We start from the raw sequence: 1,035 nt of genomic DNA on the forward strand, positions 1-1,035 counted from the left end.
CGTCATTGGTTTTCTCACCGGATGGTCTTGGATTTTACATTCTTTATCTCTATCACATCTTTAAAAAAATGGTATAACCCTGATATGAGCAGGTAATTCTGACAATTTGCGGGTTAGTCAGGTTGCGAGTGGGAGCCTTAATACTGCCACAATTAAAACTAGAAGACAGTGGGGTCTAAATTGCAGTGCTACCCTATCTAGATTGGGGTTCTAAATTAACTGAAACTAGCTCAAACCCGGATTAACCCATGTTAGAAAGCAGAGATTTTTGAGAAGAGTTATAATTGGCAAAGCGTTTGCCAGATAAGCTTTGCGAGTTTTGGGAGATGTCTACAGGTAAGTTCAACAATCGTAGCTTGCGAGGCGGGAGGCCATCGCCCCGTTTTTTGTCTCCTGCTGTTAAGCATGACGCCTTAAAGATTTCAAGACTCAGCCCCTTCCGTAGCAGAGCTTCTCTTGGTGCCATCGGCGGACTCGGTAGTTGCGTGGCTCGACCCCAGTCTGGATTACCTGAATGAGCTGGGCGTTTTCCGCTCATAAAATTTCATCACGCTTCCAGGAGTTCTCATACTTACTCTCTCGGATTGTAACCCCAGTAAGAACGAGTGTGATTTTTGGTTAATATCGCGTATCGCGTGGTAGAGGTTAAGAACGAGCGCCTGGTTGAGGGCGATGGCATCCTTAAGTTTAAGTTGACACCAATGGATTTTGCCTTAGCTCTAGTCCCAGTAAGCCGCATCATCATATTGAACCAGTGAATTCTTCTAGCCCTGCGTGGGAGAGAGTCTGCCCCAAAAGTCCCTTTTTGCCCAAAAAAAAGACCCCATAGTTAAGAGAGGAGTCAGCCAGCGGAGGTCGGAGCAGTGAAGGAAAGCCGAAACCCTTCGTGCGTATAGGTTCAAGAAAAACTCAAAAATATTTTCGCAAAACGCTTGACAACCCTGGGGAGAGTTGATACATTAATAAAGCGCCAGAAGGGAAGCGGTTCACTGAACCACAACCGGAAGGTAAAAAACTGAACCTAGAAAAAAGAAT

The 1,035-nt window shown here is 45.3% G+C and carries 1 protein-coding gene; it reads right to left on the reverse strand.

Annotated features, from left to right (window positions below):
- Positions 1-241 precede the first annotated feature (241 nt).
- Positions 242-538, reverse strand: a complete 297-nt coding sequence (locus tag QUA25_RS29335) for a hypothetical protein (protein ID WP_333043223.1) — start codon at positions 536-538, stop codon at positions 242-244.
- Positions 539-1,035 lie beyond the last annotated feature (497 nt).

This window comes from Microcoleus sp. Pol17C6, assembly GCF_036701145.1.
GTDB lineage: Bacteria > Cyanobacteriota > Cyanobacteriia > Cyanobacteriales > Microcoleaceae > Microcoleus.